This is a genomic window from Pseudomonas sp. LBUM1672 (assembly GCF_059695655.1).
In genome coordinates, this window is sequence record NZ_CP166781.1 from 4,939,181 (window position 1) to 4,955,989 (window position 16,809).

13 protein-coding genes and 1 pseudogene are annotated in these 16,809 nt (G+C 59.2%); 6 read left to right on the forward strand and 8 right to left on the reverse strand.

Annotated elements, in window-relative coordinates; genetic code table 11:
• Window positions 1-228: 228 nt before the first annotated feature.
• Window positions 229-516 (reverse strand): hypothetical protein, encoded by a 288-nt coding sequence (locus tag ACA053_RS22570; RefSeq protein ID WP_497393736.1) that lies wholly within the window; start codon window positions 514-516, stop codon window positions 229-231.
• On the opposite strand from ACA053_RS22570, the gene ACA053_RS22575 reads away from it, so the two are divergent.
• On the forward strand, window positions 494-1,840 hold the full coding sequence (locus ACA053_RS22575; protein ID WP_497393737.1) for an OprD family porin: 1,347 nt from the start codon (window positions 494-496) through the stop codon (window positions 1,838-1,840). The two genes, ACA053_RS22570 and ACA053_RS22575, sit on opposite strands and share 23 nt — an antisense overlap.
• Window positions 1,841-1,979: 139 nt before the next feature.
• Here the strand turns inward: ACA053_RS22575 and ACA053_RS22580 are convergent, their stop codons facing one another.
• Both ACA053_RS22580 and ACA053_RS22585 read right to left on the reverse strand, forming a co-directional pair.
• Window positions 1,980-2,822, reverse strand: a complete 843-nt coding sequence (locus ACA053_RS22580; RefSeq protein WP_497393738.1) for a mechanosensitive ion channel family protein — start codon at window positions 2,820-2,822, stop codon at window positions 1,980-1,982.
• A 196-nt stretch (window positions 2,823-3,018) separates the two neighbouring features.
• A complete protein-coding gene (locus tag ACA053_RS22585) occupies window positions 3,019-3,504 on the reverse strand; it encodes a YajQ family cyclic di-GMP-binding protein (RefSeq protein ID WP_007906601.1) in 486 nt (161 codons plus the stop codon).
• 140 nt (window positions 3,505-3,644) lie between these two features.
• Here ACA053_RS22585 and ACA053_RS22590 point away from each other — a divergent pair, with 140 nt between their 5' ends.
• The 3 genes from ACA053_RS22590 to ACA053_RS22600 are packed head-to-tail and all read left to right on the forward strand — an operon-like array spanning window position 3,645 to window position 7,229.
• Complete coding sequence (locus ACA053_RS22590) at window positions 3,645-4,562, forward strand: putative 2-dehydropantoate 2-reductase (protein WP_109634304.1); 918 nt, start codon at window positions 3,645-3,647, stop codon at window positions 4,560-4,562.
• A gap of 45 nt (window positions 4,563-4,607) precedes the next feature.
• The gene (locus tag ACA053_RS22595) at window positions 4,608-6,644 is read left to right on the forward strand and encodes a sensor histidine kinase (protein ID WP_497393739.1); all 2,037 of its coding nucleotides are present in this window, start codon (window positions 4,608-4,610) and stop codon (window positions 6,642-6,644) included.
• 3 nt (window positions 6,645-6,647) lie between these two features.
• Window positions 6,648-7,229: a cob(I)yrinic acid a,c-diamide adenosyltransferase gene (locus ACA053_RS22600; RefSeq protein ID WP_109634306.1), complete on the forward strand. Its 582-nt coding sequence runs from the start codon at window positions 6,648-6,650 to the stop codon at window positions 7,227-7,229.
• Between the two features lie 114 nt (window positions 7,230-7,343).
• Here ACA053_RS22600 and ACA053_RS22605 read toward each other — a convergent pair whose 3' ends face one another.
• From ACA053_RS22605 to secA, 4 genes are all read right to left on the reverse strand, one after another.
• A complete protein-coding gene (locus ACA053_RS22605; protein ID WP_497393740.1) occupies window positions 7,344-8,294 on the reverse strand; it encodes a Nudix family hydrolase in 951 nt (316 codons plus the stop codon).
• On the reverse strand, window positions 8,291-8,923 hold the full coding sequence (locus ACA053_RS22610) for a glutathione S-transferase family protein (protein ID WP_497393741.1): 633 nt from the start codon (window positions 8,921-8,923) through the stop codon (window positions 8,291-8,293). Before ACA053_RS22610 ends, ACA053_RS22605 begins: the two co-directional genes overlap by 4 nt.
• Window positions 8,924-9,086: 163 nt before the next feature.
• A complete protein-coding gene (argJ, locus tag ACA053_RS22615) occupies window positions 9,087-10,304 on the reverse strand; it encodes a bifunctional glutamate N-acetyltransferase/amino-acid acetyltransferase ArgJ (RefSeq protein ID WP_497393742.1) in 1,218 nt (405 codons plus the stop codon).
• Window positions 10,305-10,426: 122 nt separating this feature from the next.
• Complete coding sequence (gene secA, locus ACA053_RS22620; protein WP_109634312.1) at window positions 10,427-13,162, reverse strand: preprotein translocase subunit SecA; 2,736 nt, start codon at window positions 13,160-13,162, stop codon at window positions 10,427-10,429.
• 307 nt (window positions 13,163-13,469) lie between these two features.
• Between secA and ACA053_RS22625 the strand changes: the two genes are divergently transcribed.
• Window positions 13,470-13,925 (forward strand): DUF721 domain-containing protein, encoded by a 456-nt coding sequence (locus ACA053_RS22625; RefSeq protein WP_109634314.1) that lies wholly within the window; start codon window positions 13,470-13,472, stop codon window positions 13,923-13,925.
• Between the two features lie 121 nt (window positions 13,926-14,046).
• On the opposite strand, the gene ACA053_RS22630 is transcribed toward ACA053_RS22625, so the two are convergent.
• Window positions 14,047-15,534 carry a helicase HerA-like domain-containing protein gene (locus ACA053_RS22630; protein WP_109636189.1) on the reverse strand — a complete coding sequence of 496 codons (1,488 nt, stop codon included), beginning with the start codon at window positions 15,532-15,534 and terminating at the stop codon, window positions 14,047-14,049.
• A 188-nt stretch (window positions 15,535-15,722) separates the two neighbouring features.
• Here ACA053_RS22630 and ACA053_RS22635 point away from each other — a divergent pair.
• Window positions 15,723-16,754: pseudogene (locus ACA053_RS22635) on the forward strand (HAMP domain-containing protein); the annotation flags it as partial.
• Window positions 16,755-16,809: the final 55 nt, after the last annotated feature.

The following is a 16,809-nucleotide window of genomic DNA, read 5'->3' on the forward strand; positions in this document are numbered from 1 at the left end:
ACCATGCAACGCATGGCGTCAAGCGCGCAAAAAACGCGCTTGAAGCCCCCGGTTTTATGAGGTTTTTACAGCGACAGGCAGGCTTTCAGAAAAAAACAGCTGCACAATTGCAGTTTGTGCACGCTTGTTGCATTCACACCCACATCGCTCTGGAAGCCTCCGCTGGAAGTAGAGGCCCCAAGGCAAATAAAAACAGTGGCAGGGCTGCCCAATGGAGATTCAAACGTTTCACCAGGGACTCTTTTTACCGATGCTCAAGCCTTGGAAAACAACGCTAAAGTTGCCAATCCGCTTGCGTCGAGGCAGTAAATTTGCGACATCTACCAAGCTGTTTGCGACACCGTCGTAAAGAAGCTGAAAGGTTAGATACGCAAGTATCGCCAACATGGTCTGCGTGATATAACTTTGCGCCGACTCAAAAAAGAAAGAGCCGCCCAGATAATAAAACAGGTGGGACGGCAGTACTCTTCTAAAACCAAAGGAGCAAATCACGATGCGCGTGATGAAGTGGAGCATGATCGCACTGGCAGTTGCAGCAGCAGCCAGCACCCAAATGGCTACGGCCGCACCTTTTGTAAGTGACCAGGCTGAAGCCAAGGGTTTTGTTGACGACGCCAAGTTGGACTTGCTGGTTCGCAACTACTACTTCAACCGTGACAACAAAGATGGCGCACGCGACGTCAAAGACTGGACCCAAGGTATCTGGGGCACCTTCAACTCCGGTTACACCCAAGGTACTGTTGGCGTCGGCGTTGATGCATTCGGTTACCTGGCCATCAAACTCGATGGCGGCGATGGCACTTCGGGTTCGGGCAACATGAGTCGTAGCGACACCGTCAACGCCAACGGTGGCCGCGACGTCAACGACAGCCAGGGTAAAGCCGGCGCTGCCGTTAAATTCCGCATCTCCAAAACCGAGCTGAAATTCGGCGACATGTCGCCAAGCACTTCTCCAGTGTTTGCTGTTGGCGGTTCCCGTATCCTTCCTCAAGTTGCCAGCGGTTTCCAACTGCAAAGCAGCGAAGTCAAAGACCTTGACCTCGAAGCCGGTCACTTCTACTCGGGTTCCAGCCAGGACAAAAACGCTCGTGACGGCGACCTGTTTGCAACTTACGCTGGCGCTCAAGCCGACTCCATCGACTACTTCGGTGGCAAATACGGCATCACCGACAACCTGAGCGCATCGCTGTACGGCTCCAAGCTGGAAGACATCTGGAACCAGTACTACGCCAACGTGAACCTCACCACCCCGATTAGTGGTGACACGTCGCTGAACACTGACTTCAACATCTACCGCACCACCGATACCGGTGACGCGAAAGCCGGTGACATCAGCAACACCACGTTCTCGCTGGCCACTGCTCTCTCGTTCCTGAAAGCACACACCATCACCTTGGCCTTCCAAAAGGTTAATGGCGATACCCCATTCGACTACATCGGTATCGGCAAGAACAACCGCGGCGGCGATTCGATCTTCCTCGCCAACTCCATCCAGTACTCTGACTTCAACGCCCCGAACGAGAAGTCTGCCCAGATCCGTTACGATCTGAAAATGGCTGAGTACGGCGTTCCTGGTCTGAGCTTCATGACCCGTTACGTGAAGGGTTGGGACATCGACGGCACCAAAACTCCAGCAGGCAGCGCTTACGCCGGTCTGTACGGTGAAGACGGCAAGCACAACGAAACCAACTTCGAAGCCAAGTACGTTGTTCAGTCTGGCCCGGCAAAAGACCTGTCCGTCCGCTTCCGTCAAGCTTGGCACTTTGCTAACGCCGACGAAGGTGAAGGCGACGTGAAAGAGTTCCGTGTGATCGTCGACTACCCACTGTCGATCTTGTAATCGCAGCGGTTTAGTTAGCAAGTATAAAAAAGGCCCCTCTTCGGAGGGGCCTTTTTTTTAACCGTGTTTCGTGTGCATTAATGATTAGCTTGCTACTCAATAAGCCTGACTGTTAAGTCAGGCTCGGTAACAACACCACTCAATTTACCGATGCTTCCTGAACCACACGAATAACCCGCTGTGGGAACGGAATATCGATACCAGCAGTTTTCAATCGATCCCGGGACTGTTCGTTAAACATGAACATCACATCCCAGTAATCCGCAGTCTTCACCCACACTCGCAGCGAAACAGTAATCGAACTATCACCCAGTGTCGAAATCACTGCCTGAGGTGCCGGTTCAGCCAAAATACGCTCGTCTTTGGCCAGATCCAGCAATACTTCACGGGCCTTCTGAAGATCCGCTTCGTAGTCCACGCCCACATCAAACACAACTTTGCGGGTTGGCTGGCGATTTGTATTGGTAATGATACCGTTCGACAAGTTGCCGTTAGGCACGATGATGGTTTTGTTATCGCCTGTGCGCAGCACGGTGTGGAAAATCTGGATACTGTCGACCGTACCGGCAACGCCTTGGGCTTCGATCCAGTCACCGATGCGAAACGGACGGAACAACAGAATCAGCACGCCGCCCGCGAAGTTCGCCAGACTGCCCTGCAAGGCCAGACCGATGGCCAGACCCGCCGCACCGATGGCCGCCACGAACGAAGTGGTTTCCACGCCGATCATCGAAGCTACGCTGACTACCAGCAAAACCTTGAGAATAATGTTCGCCAGACTGCTGATGAACCCCTGCAGCGCGAGGTCGGCATTACGCAACGCCAGCAGACCACCGAGCTTTTGCGCCACTTTGCTGATCAACCACCAGCCGACGGCCAGCGTTATGACCGCCAGCAACACGCGGCTGCCGTACTCCATGATCATCGGGATCCAGGCTTGTGATGCCTTGACCAGGTTGTCCACTTCGGTATTCAAATCCATCTACTTTCTCCTGATTCCCGGCCATCCGGCACGCGAAAAATAAGCGGCAGAAAAGCCCCGCCGGGGTTAAGCACATTCCAGTGTGGGAGCGGCGGTGCGGCGATCCGACTTGCTCGCGAAAGCGGTGTGTCATTCAACAGTGATGTCGACTGATACGCCCTCTTCGCGAGCAAGCCCGCTCCCACAGGTTCCCGCATCAGTCGCGGAAGTTGTTGAACTGCAGCGGCATGTCGAAAGTCTTGGCGCGCAGGGCCGCGATGGCTTCCTGCAAATCATCACGTTTCTTGCCAGTGATGCGCACTTGCTCGCCCTGAATGGCAGCCTGGACCTTGAGCTTGGCGTCCTTGACGTGAGCGACAATTTTCTTCGCCAGCTCTTTGTCGATGCCTTCCTTGAGGACGGCTTCCTGTTTCATCAGCTTGCCCGACGCGTAGGCATCCTTGACCTCAAGGCACTGCACGTCGATCTTGCGCTTGACCAGGGCCAGCTTGAGGATCTCGATCATCGCTTCGAGCTGGAAGTCAGCTTCGGCGGTCAAGTTGACGGTCAGGTCCTTTTCCTTGAATTCAAAGGTGCCCTTGCCTTTCAGGTCATAACGGCGATCGAGTTCCTTGACGGCGTTCTCGACCGCGTTGGTGACTTCGTGTTTGTCCAGTTCGGATACCACGTCGAACGACGGCATGTAATCTCTCCAATAAAAGGCGCGCTCAATAGCGATGGCGCGCGCTTGGCTTGCGGTTAAAATCGGGCTCATTATAACGGGTCTTTTCCAACCGATACTGCGAGCCTCCACATGCCTGCGCCAATCCGAGTAAAAAGCTGATGTCCACCACCTGGCATGTATTGGGCGCCGGCAGCCTCGGTACGTTATGGGCTACCCGTCTGGCGCGGGCCGGGGTGCCGGTCCGGTTGATCCTGCGCGATGAGCAACGCTTGCAGGCGTATCAGGCGGCCGGCGGGTTGACGCTGGTGGAGCACGGTGAGGCCAAGACTTACGAAATACCGGGAGAGACACCGGACAGCCTCGAGCCAATCAACCGTCTGCTGGTGGCCTGCAAAGCCTACGATGCCGAAAAGGCCGTCGCACAACTGGCATCGCGCCTGACGCCTGATGCCGAGCTGATCCTGTTGCAGAACGGCCTCGGCAGTCAGGACGCCGTCGCCGCCCAGGTTCCGCAGGCCCGTTGCGTATACGCCTCGAGCACCGAAGGCGCGTTTCGCGATGGCGACTGGCGCGTAGTGTTCGCCGGTCACGGCTACACCTGGCTGGGAGATGCCGGTCATCCAGTCGCGCCGATCTGGCTGGATGACCTGACGGCTGCCGGTATTCCTCACGAGTGGAGCACCGACATCCTGACCCGGCTGTGGCGCAAACTGGCGCTCAACTGTGCGATCAATCCACTGACGGTGCTGCACGATTGCCGCAACGGCGGCTTGCAGGAACACCGTTGCGAAGTCGCCACCCTCTGTGGCGAACTGACCGACTTGCTGGAACGCTGCGGTCAGCCGGCAGCGGCCCAGGACCTGCAACAGGAAGTCGAACGGGTGATCCATGCCACGGCGGCCAACTACTCGTCGATGCACCAGGACGTCGCGAGCCAGCGCCGGACCGAAATCAGCTACCTGCTGGGCTATGTCTGCAAAGTGGCCTCGCGACACCAACTGAACCTGCCCCACCTCAATCAATTACAGCAGCGACTGATTACCCATCTTCAAAGCCTTGGATTGCCCAGCGACTGAGCACCGGCTACGCTGGCCACTTGTTCCTTTTCAGCGATGAACCTGATGCCATTGCGCCAGCGTCTCGAAAACCTTCCGGTCGGCCAGAAACTGCTGGCCGCCCTGCTCGTGCTGTTGATCACCATCCTGCTGGTCGCCAACCTGACCTTTATCAGCGCCGCGTATTACATCTCTCAGGAAAGCATGGCGCCCCAGGCCTTGCAGACCATCGGCCGACTGGTGTCCAACCCGAGCCTGGTGGCCGACGCCTTGAAGTCGCCGCAAAGCGCCGAACGCCTGCTCAACGAACTCAACAGTTATTCACCGCTGCGGGCGGCGGCCTTGTATGACGGCAAGGGTGAGCGACTGGCGCAGTTGCAGCATGGCGACAAGTTGCACCTGCCGGAACGTTATCGGCACATTGAATCCTGGCAGGCCACCGAGTTTCGCAGCAATCAAGTGATCACCCTGCCCCGCCCCGGCACCGCGCCGGGCCATCTGTTGTTAGTGGCCAGCAGCGAGTTGCCGATGGCGTTCTACACCGGGACCCTGACCGCCAGCCTGGGCATTCTGATCTTCAGTGTGCTGTTGTGGCTGGTGATCGCCCGGCAGATCAAACGCCTGATTACCCGGCCGATCCATCAGCTCGAAGAACTGTCCCGGCAAGTGACCCGCGAAGAGAACTACGCCCTGCGCGCCTCCCGTGGCAACCACGACGAAATCGGCAGCCTCGCCGAGGCCTTCAACACCATGCTCTCGCGGATCGAAGCCCGGGAGCAGCAGCTCAAGCGTGCCCGGGATGACTCACAGGCGGCTTACGATCAGGCGCAGGGCCTGGCCGAAGAAACCCGCCACACCAATCGCAAACTGGAACTCGAAGTCCAGGTGCGCAGCAAGATCGAGAAGAAGCTCACCGGTTTCCAGAACTACCTCAACAGCATCATCGACTCCATGCCGTCGGCCCTGATTGCCCTCGACGAGCAGCTCTATGTGACCCAGTGGAATCAGGAGGCCAGCGCCCTGTCCGGCACCCGTCTGGACGAAGCCTTGAACCAGCCGATCTTCCTCGCCTTCGAACCCTTGAAGCCATTTCTGCCGCAGCTCAAGCAAACCGTCGAGCAGCACACCGTGGCGAAGATCGAGCGCGTGACCTGGTTCAAAGACGATGAACCCAAGCACTACGCCCTGACCTTCTACCCGCTAATGGGCGGGGCCGGGCGCGGTGTGGTGATCCGGATCGACGACATCACCCAGCGTCTGTCTCTGGAAGAGATGATGGTGCAGTCAGAAAAAATGCTCTCGGTCGGTGGCCTCGCCGCCGGTATGGCCCACGAGATCAACAACCCACTGGGCGCGATCCTGCACAACGTGCAGAACATTCGGCGACGCCTGTCGCCTGACTTGCCGAAGAACCTCGAACAGGCCGAGCTAGCCGGCATTTCCCTGGACACGGTCAACAAATACCTGCAATTGCGCGAAGTCCCGCAGTTGCTCGATGGCATTCAACAGGCCGGCGCCCGGGCAGCGAAGATCGTCACGCACATGCTCAGCTTCAGCCGGCGCAGCACCCGGCAAATGGCCCCGTGCGACCTGCCGGCGCTGATCGATCAAGCAGTGGAAATTGCCGGTAATGACTTCGACCTGGCCATCGGTTTCGACTTCAAGGGCCAGGCGATCATCCGTCAGTTCGACCCGGCGCTGGGCCCTGTGCCCGGCACGGCCAACGAACTGGAACAAGTGCTGCTCAACCTGTTGAAAAACGCCGCCCAGGCGATTCACCAACGTGAAGACGACCGCGAACCTGGACGGATCATTCTGCGCACCCGGCTGAATCCGCCGTGGGCCGAAATCCAGGTCGAGGACAACGGCATCGGCATGAGCGAGAACGTGCGCAAACGCACCTTCGAACCCTTCTTCACTACCAAGGAAATCGGTCAGGGCACCGGTCTTGGCTTGTCGGTTTCTTATTTCATCATCACCAATAACCACAAGGGTCAGATGGAAGTGCAATCCACACCCGGCCAAGGCACCTGCTTTACCTTGCGTCTGCCACTGGCGGGCAGCCCCGTCATCTCCCAAGAACTCAATCAGCTATCGAGGTAACCCATGGGCTTTCGCTTGTCGAAGATCTACACCCGCACCGGCGACAAAGGCGAAACCGGACTCGGCGATGGCCGCCGCGTCCCCAAGGACCACCCGCGGATCGAGGCCATTGGCGAGGTCGATACGCTGAACAGCCAGGTGGGCGTGCTGTTGGCCGGGTTGGCGGCAGAAAGTGCGGCGTATCCGGGTTTGAACGAGGTGATTGAGGTTTTGGCGCCTTGCCAGCATCGGTTGTTCGACCTGGGTGGCGAGTTGGCGATGCCGGTGTATCAGGCGCTGAATGCAGCGGAAATCGAACGGCTGGAAGCGGCGATCGATCTGTGGAATGAGGAGTTGGGGCCGCTGGAGAATTTCATTCTGCCGGGGGGTTCAGCGCTAATTGCCCAGGCCCATGTGTGCAGAAGCCTGGCGCGTAGCGCGGAGCGACGGTGCCAGCAGTTGAATGGGATTGAACCGTTGGCCGGGGTTGGCTTGGCGTATATCAATCGGTTGTCGGATGTGTTGTTTGTGGTGGCGAGGGTGATTGCCAAGCGCCAGGGGGTTGCCGAGATTTTATGGCAGGCAGCCGCTAAACCTCAGGAATAATCGGCGTATTCGAGGACGCTATCGCGAGCAGGCTCGCTCCCACAGTTGACCGAGTTCCTCCAGAAGGAATGCGATCAAAGGTGGGAGCGAGCCCGCTCGCGATGAGGCCGGTGGCTACACCAGAGAATCAGGCCAAAACGCCCGGATCCCCGCCACACCTTGAGCCCCTGTTTCCCACGCCTTTTGCTGCTCTGCCGGGCCTACGCCACCGAGCAAAAACACTGGTTTGCTGAAACCTTCGATCAACGCCGTAGCCTGCTCCCAACCCAGCGGCAGCGCATCCGGGTGAGTCTGGGTCTTTTGCACCGGCGACAAGGTCACGAAATCCACCCCCATCTGTTCAGCCAGCGCCAGCTCTTCAGCATTGTGACAAGACGCCGCCAGCCAGCGCGACGCCGGTAGCGGTCGACCCGCTGCCGCGTATTTGCGCAATTGCGCAGCCGTGATGTGCCAGCCGGCGGACGGGAAGTCGCCCAGCCACTCGAACGGGCCCTTGATCATCAATTGCGCCTTGCCGGCACACAACCCCGCCGCATCCACCGCCAGATCGCGGTACTTCGGATCGTAGCCGTTGGGCGCGCGCAGCTGGATCAACTTGATGCCACCAGCGATGGCTTTCTGGATACCGCGCAGCAAGGCCGGGGTTTCCAGGTCTTCAGGCGTTATCAAATACTGCGCAGGCAAACGTGCAGCCGCAACGATCGGCTGGTTGGCCGCCGGGAACTCGTAGTTCAGCAGATCACGCTGAGCCACCCATTCCAAAGGCTGGCCTTCGGCGCCGTGGGGTTCGCCGGTAAAGGCCGAGACTTCCCAGACGTCGAGCAACACCTGTTTGTCCGGGTAATCGTGGCGGACTTTGATCAACGGTCGCGCGGCGCTCACCACAATACCCAATTCCTCCTGGAGCTCGCGAGCCAGAGCGGTTTCGACGGATTCGTCGTCCTCGACCTTGCCGCCTGGGAATTCCCACAAACCGCCCTGGTGCTGGGTGTCGGCGCGACGTGCGATCAGGATCTTGCCACTGCTGTCACGGATAACGGCGGCGGCTACGTGTACTCGTTTCACTGCCCAATCTCCTCCAGGCCTGCCTTCTGCCAGGCCTTGAACGACGGCCATTGGTAGACGGTTTCAACATAGGCTTCGTCCGCTGCCGGCAACTTCACCTGATACGTGCGCAAGCGCACGGCAATCGGTGCGAAGAAGGCATCGGCGAGGGTCGCGCCGCCAAACAGGAACGGACCGGTTTCAGTGGCGGCCGCACGGCATTCAGCCCACAACGCCAGCATGCGTTCGATATCCGCCTGCACCTCTGGAGGTGTCGGCGACAGTGGTGCATCGCGGCTCAGGTCGAACGGCATACTCCCGCGCATGGCAAAAAACCCGGCGTGCATCTGCGCGCAGGCCGAACGTGCCTGGGCACGGGCGGCGGGGTCTTTGGGCCAGAGACCGGCGTCGGGAAATTGCTCGGCCAGGTATTCGGCAATCGCCAAAGAGTCGGCGATGGTGCCGTGTTCGGTTTTCAGCAACGGGACTTTGCCGGTCGGCGAGTGCTTGAGCAGCCGTTCGCGGGTGTCTGGTTGATTCAGCTTGATCAGTTCTTCGGTGTAAGGGGCGCCGGTGAGGTCGAGCGCCAGAGCGCCGCGCAGGGACCAGGAGGAAAGCAGTTTGTCGCCGATGATCAGGTGGAGGCTCATGTTCGGGGCCTTTTGAGAAGGGTAATGTCCAGACTCTTTAGTGCCTGGTCGGCCGCCTTCGCGAGCAAGCCCGCGCCCACATTTGACCGAGTTCTTTCAGAAGAAATGCGATCGAATGTGGGAGCGGGCTTGCTCGCGAATGGAGCGCCTCGGTGTAACAGTATTAAGTACGGTATTCGGCGTTGATCTTCACGTATTCGTGGGACAGGTCGGTGGTCCAGATGGTTTCGCTGCAATCACCGCGACCCAGTTCGATACGGATGGTGATTTCTTCCTGCTGCATCACCGCCGCGCCCTGGGCTTCGGTGTAGGTCGCGGCGCGGGCGCCACGGCTGGCGATGCAGACTTCGCCGAGGAACACGTCGATCTTGCTCACGTCCAGGTTCGGCACGCCGGCACGGCCGACGGCGGCGAGGATGCGGCCCCAGTTCGGGTCGGACGCGAACAGCGCGGTCTTGATCAGCGGCGAGTGCGCCACGGTGTAGCCGACGTCCAGGCATTCCTGATGATTGCCGCCGCCGTTGACTTCGACGGTGACGAACTTGGTCGCGCCTTCGCCGTCACGCACGATGGCCTGGGCCACGTCCATGCAGACTTCGAACACAGCCTGCTTCAGCTTGGCGAACAATTCGCCGCTCGCTTCGGTGATTTCCGGCAGCGCTGCCTGACCGGTGGCGATCAGCATGCAGCAGTCGTTGGTCGACGTGTCGCCGTCGATGGTGATGCGGTTGAACGACTTGTTCGCACCGTCCAGCAGCAGGTTTTGCAGCACGTCGCGGGCGACTTTGGCGTCGGTGGCGATGTAGCCGAGCATGGTCGCCATGTTCGGACGGATCATGCCCGCGCCTTTGCTGATGCCGGTGACGGTGATGGTCACGCCGTCATGCTGGAACTGGCGGCTGGCACCTTTTGGCAAGGTGTCGGTGGTCATGATGCCGGTGGCGGCCGCTTCCCAGTTGTTGACCGACAGATCATCAAGGGCAGCCTGTAAAGCACCTTCGATTTTCTCGACCGGCAGCGGCTCGCCGATCACACCGGTGGAATACGGCAGCACCAGGCTGGCGTCGACGCCGGTCAGCTCAGCCAGTTTGGCGCAGGTGCGCTCGGCAGCGGCCAGGCCAGGTTCGCCGGTGCCGGCGTTGGCATTGCCGGTGTTGGTGAGCAGGTAACGCACCGGGCCTTGCACACGTTGCTTGGCCAGAATCACAGGTGCTGCGCAAAACGCGTTCAGGGTGAACACGCCCGCGACCGTGGAGCCTTCGGCGCAGCGCATGACCACGACATCCTTGCGCCCCGGGCGCTTGATGCCGGCCGAGGCAATACCGAGTTCAAAACCGGCAACCGGGTGCAACGTTGGCAAAGGACCAAGACCAACAGCCATGAATGCGCTCCTTAGTAAATGATGTCAGCACCGCTTTCAGAAAGAACGGTGGTGTAAATGGCAAAACGCCGCGACGGCTGATGCCGGTCGCGGCGCGGGTATTTCAGCGATTGAAACGGGGTTTACTGGATCTGCCCGTGGCAATGCTTGAATTTCTTGCCCGAACCGCAGTAGCACAGTTCGTTACGGCCCAGCTTCTGTTCGTTGCGTACCGGCGCGGTGGCGAGGGCTACATCGACCTCTTCACCGAGCAGTTCCGGTTGCTCAAGACCTGGCGCCTCATCGTGCTGGAACTGCATGCGCGCGGCCAGTGCCTCGGCTTCCTGACGCAGGCGTTGCTCTTCTTCGATCGGATCTTCGCGGCGAACCTGAACGTGCGACAACACACGGATCGAGTCACGCTTGATCGAATCCAGCAGCTCGGAGAACAGCGTGAACGACTCGCGCTTGTACTCTTGCTTCGGGTTCTTCTGCGCATAACCACGCAAGTGGATGCCGTGACGCAGGTGATCCATGGTCGACAGGTGATCTTTCCACAGGTCGTCCAGAACACGCAGAACGATTTGCTTCTCGAAGGTGCGCAGCGCATCGGCGCCGGCCTGGTCTTCTTTCTCGTTGTAGGCAGCGATGAGCTCCTGCATCAGCTTCTCGCGCAGGGTTTCTTCGTACAGGTGATCGTCTTCGTCGAGCCATTTCTGGATCGGCAACGCCACACCGAAGTCGCTCTGCAACGCCGCTTCCAGACCGGCCACGTCCCACTGCTCAGGCAGCGATTGAGGTGGAATGTGCGCGCTGATGGTTGCGTTGAGCACGTCCTGACGGAAGTCGGCGATAGTTTCACCGATGTTGTCGGCGGCCAGCAACGTGTTACGCATGTGATAGATCACTTTACGCTGTTCGTTGTTGACGTCATCGAACTCGAGCAGTTGCTTGCGAATGTCGAAGTTGCGGCCTTCAACCTTGCGCTGGGCCTTCTCGATGGCGTTGGTCACCATGCGGTGCTCGATCGCCTCACCGGACTGCATGCCCAGGGCCTTCATGAAGTTCTTCACCCGGTCAGAGGCGAAGATGCGCATCAGGCTGTCTTCCAGCGACAGGTAGAAACGGCTGGAACCGGCGTCACCCTGACGACCGGCACGACCACGCAGCTGGTTGTCGATACGGCGCGACTCGTGACGCTCGGAAGCGATCACCTGCAAGCCGCCCGACTCCAGCACTTGCTGGTGACGTTTCTGCCAATCGGCCTTGATCTGGGCAATCTGCTCAGGGGTCGGGTTTTCCAGGGTCGCGACCTCCACTTCCCAGTTGCCGCCCAACAGAATGTCGGTACCGCGACCGGCCATGTTGGTGGCGATGGTCAGCGCACCCGGACGACCGGCCTGGGCAATGATCTCGGCTTCTTTTTCGTGGAACTTGGCGTTCAGGACCTTGTGTTCGATGCCTTCCTTCTGCAGCAGCGCAGACATGTGCTCGGACGTTTCGATGGTTGCAGTACCCACCAGCACCGGACGGCCCAGGGTCATGCATTCCTTGATGTCATTGATGATCGCCGCATATTTCTCTTCGGCGGTCAGGAACACCAGGTCGTTGTAGTCTTTACGCGCCAACGGCTTGTTCGGCGGGATCACCATCACCGACAGACCGTAGATCTGGTGGAATTCGAACGCTTCGGTGTCCGCGGTGCCGGTCATGCCGGACAGCTTGTTGTACAGACGGAAGTAGTTCTGGAACGTGGTCGAGGCCAAGGTCTGGCTTTCGGCCTGGATGTTCAGATTTTCCTTGGCTTCGATGGCCTGGTGCAGGCCTTCGGACAGGCGACGACCCGGCATGGTACGACCGGTGTGTTCGTCGACCAGGACGACCTGGCCATCCTGCACGATGTATTCGATGTTGCGATTGAACAGTTTGTGAGCGCGCAGACCGGCGTAAACGTGGGTCAGCAGGCCCAGGTTGTGCGCCGAATACAGGCTCTCGCCTTCAGCCAGCAGGCCAACGCGGGTAAGCATGTCTTCGATGAACTGGTGACCGGCTTCGTTGAGTTCGACCTGACGGGTCTTCTCGTCAACGGTGTAATGGCCAGCCTTGGTGACTTCGCCTTCCACTTCTTCGACGTGCAATTCCAGCTGCGGGATCAGTTTGTTGATCTCGATGTACAGCTTGGAGCTGTCCTCGGCCTGACCGGAAATGATCAGCGGGGTACGGGCTTCGTCGATGAGGATGGAGTCGACTTCGTCGATCACGGCAAAATTGAGTTCGCGCTGGAATTTTTCTTCCATGCTGAACGCCATGTTGTCGCGCAGGTAGTCGAAACCGAATTCGTTGTTGGTGCCGTAGGTAATGTCGGCAGCGTAAGCCAGACGTTTCTCTTCCGGCGGCTGGAACGGCGTGACAACACCGACCGACATGCCGAGGAATTCGTAGAGCGGACGCATCCAGTTGGCGTCACGACGGGCCAGGTAGTCGTTCACCGTTACAACGTGCACGCCCTTGCCGGACAGCGCGTTGAGGTAAACGCCCAGTGTTGCCACCAGGGTCTTGCCTTCACCGGTACGCATTTCCGCGATCTGGCCTTCATGCAAGGTCATGCCGCCGATCAACTGGACATCGAAGTGGCGCATACCCATGACACGCTTGCCGGCTTCGCGGGCGACCGCAAAGGCTTCGGGCAGCAGCTTGTCGAGGGTTTCCCCTTTGGCGATGCGGGCCTTGAACTCGTCTGTCTTGGCACGCAATTGATCGTCCGAAAGGGCCACCATTTGCTCTTCGAAGGCATTGACGAGTTGCACCGTCTTGAGCATGCGTTTGACTTCACGCTCGTTCTTGCTTCCAAAAAGTTTCTTTAACAAAGGCGCAAACATATCGGCAGGATCTTCCACACTAAAGGGATGGAGGGCGGCCCCGTGAGTCGCCCGTGCAGCCCTCATGGCCGCATGCGAACGAGCATTCTACCCGGAAACGATGGTGAGGAAAGTGGCGTTGTTCCACGATGCATGCACTGCGCTATAACGGGGCTCACTTAAAATAAGGGCTTTTTACTGAACTTCAAGCCATTCGCGGCAGAAGTTACTTGTTGATTTAATGGGTAAAGCGCTCGCAAAGCAATGGGTCGGGTGCCGGTGGTGCTTTCTGCTACCATGGCGGCTCTGTTACTTCAGGTGTCTGATCATGGCATTTCGCCCTCTCACGGCCAGAGCACCCGCCGTTCTGCTTCGCGAAGCCAAACCGCTGAAAGCCATTTTTGGCCATGCTCAACGCCTGGGTCATTTACAACGCCTGCTGGAAAGCCAGTTACAGCCTGCCGCGCGCGAGCATTGCCATGTGGCCTCGTGGCGCGAAGGCAGTTTATTGCTGATCGTCACCGACGGTCATTGGGCCACCCGCCTGCGTTATCAGCAAAAGCGTCTGCAACGCCAGTTACAGATGTTCGACGAATTCGCCAGCCTGACGCGGATTCTGTTCAAAGTGCAGCCGCCTACCGTTCAGCAAGGGGCAGCGGGCCATACCATCAGTTTGTCGACGGATGCCGGCGCGACCATTCAGGCCACGGCCGATGGCATCAGCGATCCGAATCTGCGAGCAGCGCTGGAGCGGCTTGCGGCGCACGCCAAACCCAAGGAATGACACAAAACCCAATGTGGGAGCGGGCTTGCTCGCGAAAGCGGTGTGTCAGTCACAGTTGATGTCGACTGAAACACCGCTTTCGCGAGCAAGCCCGCTCCCACATTTGGACCGTGCCCGCTGGCTATCGGCGTTTGCTGCCGCCGAGCAGCGAGCCCATCAGGCCGCGTACCAGCTGTCGGCCCAATTGATTGGCCGCCTGGCGCATCGCCGATTTCAGCGCCTGCCCCGCGGCTGTACCGAGGAATTCCCCGGCCTTGTCGGTAAAGCTTGGCTCTTCGGCGGCCGGTTTACCCGGAACGGCGTCGGGCTCCGGCGCCAACCCTTTGCGCCCCATCAATATTTCATACGCCGATTCCCGATCAACCGGCTTGTCATACCGTCCCTTGAACGGCGACCCGGCGATCAGCATCGTGCGTTCGGTTTCGGTCAGTGGCCCGATCCGCGATTGCGGCGGGGCGACCAATACGCGCTGGACCATCTCCGGCGTGCCTTTGTCCTGCAAAGTGCCGACCAGCGCCTCGCCGATCCCCAGCTCGGTCAGCACCGACAAGGCATCAAACGCCGGGTTCGGCCGGAAACCTTCGGCTACCGCGCGCAGGGATTTCTGCTCCTTGGCGGTGAAGGCACGCAAACCGTGCTGGATGCGCAGGCCGAGCTGGGCCAGCACGTCATCCGGCAAGTCGCCCGGTGATTGCGTGACGAAATACACGCCCACACCTTTGGAGCGAATCAGCCGCACCACCTGCTCCAGGCGATCCTGCAACGCCTTGGGCGTGTCGGCGAACAACAAATGCGCTTCGTCGAAAAACAGCGCCAGCAGCGGTTTGTCCGAATCGCCCCGCTCCGGCAGTTGCTCGAACAACTCGGCCAGCAACCACAGCAGGAACGTCGCATACACCTTCGGCGCTTCATGAACCAGACGACTGGCATCCAGCAAGTGTATGCGTCCACGGCCATCGGCCGTCGGTTGCAGAATGTCTTCGAGTTGCAGCGCCGGTTCGCCGAACAGCGCCTCGGCGCCTTGTTGTTCCAAAGTCGCCAGGCGCCGCAATAGCGCCTGACTGGAACCGGTGGTCATTAGCGCCGCGTCGTCTCCCAGCAATTCAGGGTTGTCACGCAGGTGATTGAGCAGCGCCTTCAAATCCTTGAGGTCCAGCAACAACAGCCCTTCGCGGTCCGCCACCTTGAATGCGGCATACAGCGCCGACTGCTGACTGTCGGTCAACTCCAGCAGGCTGCCGATCAACAACGGCCCCATTTCACTCAAGGTGGTGCGCAACGGATGACCGGACTGACCGTGAATGTCCCACAAGGTGACCGGATAGGCTGCCGGCTTGTGGTTCAGCCACGGCATTCCGGCAATCCGCTCGGCGATTTTGCCTTGCGGGTTGCCGGCGGCACCCAGGCCACACAGGTCGCCCTTGATGTCTGCGGCGAACACCGCGACGCCAGCATCGCTGAAGGCTTCGGCCAGACGCTGCAACGTGACGGTTTTACCGGTCCCGGTAGCGCCCGCCACCAGACCGTGACGGTTCGCCAGGCGCATGGCCTGAGAGATTGGCTGGCCGGTCAGGTCGGCGCCGATAACGAGTTGCAATGAGTCAGGCATTTTGTCACCCATGGTTAATCTTTGATCCTGCACGGCCGATACAAATAGTTGTGAGACCAATCCGAAAATAGCGTCGGTAATTCCCTAAGGAGAGGATGGAAATATCAGCTTTTTTTCAACATTGCCCATTTAGCGTGCCTTTATAAAAGCACGCTCGGGACATTAAGACCTTAGCGGAACCCCAAGCCATGAACAAAAACCTGCGCTTCAGCCATAAAATTTTGCTTGCCGCCGCCCTCATCGTCATTGCCGCCTTCGCCTCGTTCACACTGTACAACGACTATCTGCAGCGCAACGCCATTCGCGAAGACCTGGACAATTACCTTAATGAGATGGGAGACGTCACCGCCAGCAACATCCAGACCTGGCTGGCCGGTCGTATCCTGCTGATCGATAACCTCGCTCAAAATATCGCGGTCAATCCTGAACAGGCCAACGTCGCCAGTCTGCTTGAGCAGAAAGCCCTGACGTCGACCTTCATGGCGTCCTACCTGGGCGATGCCACCGGCAGCTTCACGATTCGCCCCGACGCCAAAATGCCCGCCGGCTTCGACCCTCGGGTACGCCCTTGGTACAAAGGCGCCGAAAGCAGCAGCACGGCGACCCTGACCGAACCTTACATCGACGCGGCCACCGGCCAGACCATCATCTCCATCGCCACCGCCTCGAAAAAGGCCGGGCAAAGCGTGGGCGTGGTGGGCGGCGACTTGAGCCTGCAAACCCTGATCGATACCCTCAGCGCCCGGGACTTCGACGGTATGGGTTATGCCTTCCTGGTCAGCGCCGACGGCAAGATCCTGGTGCACCCGGACAAAGCCCTGGTGATGAAGTCCCTGAGCGAGGCGTACCCGAAAAACACCCCGCGCATCAGCAGCGACTTCACTGAAGTGGAGGTCGACGGCAAGACCCGCATCGTCACGTTCACGCCGATCAAAGGCCTGCCATCGGTCAACTGGTACATCGGCCTGTCGGTGGATAAAGACAAAGCCTTCTCGATGCTCAGCGAATTTCGCGCCTCGGCGGTCGTCGCGACGATCATCGCCGTGGCAATCATCATCGCCTTGCTGGGCATGCTGATCCGCATCCTGATCCAGCCGCTGCACGTCATGACTCGCGCCATGGAAGACATCGCCGACGGCGAAGGCGACCTGACCAAGCGCCTGACCATCGTCAACAACGACGAATTCGGCGTTCTCGGCACCGCGTTCAACCGTTTTGTGGAACGCATTCACGGTTCGATCCGTGAAGTGTCCTCGGCCACCGGCCAGGTCAACG